The sequence below is a fragment of the Chryseobacterium sp. 27AL genome, from assembly GCF_057815395.1.
On sequence record NZ_JBYRIW010000055.1, the window covers coordinates 1 to 281 of the forward strand.

Sequence of the window (281 nt, forward strand, 5' to 3'; positions counted from 1 at the left end):
AGTCGTTTAGGCGCCATCCCATCAGGATCAATGAAATTAATCGGGTTATTAAAAGCAAAATTATACGGAGAATACCTTCTCATTTGCTCTGCTAACGGATCAATGACACCCCATCTTCCGATATCGGCCATATACATCCTTGCTCCAAAATCACTCCATCGGGTTTCCGTCTGGTATTCTTTCCCATTGTATTGGTATTTATAGGAAGAATTGTTGACAGAAAGAATATTGGTGTCATGCTTCAGCCCGAAAGGGTAGTAGTTGTTTTCTTCAAGAACTTC

At 40.6% G+C, this 281-nt stretch carries 1 protein-coding gene; it reads right to left on the reverse strand.

The features are described from left to right. A partial coding sequence (locus tag AC3WV0_RS18165) for an RHS repeat domain-containing protein (RefSeq protein WP_488847493.1) occupies nt 1-281 on the reverse strand: 281 nt, incomplete at both ends.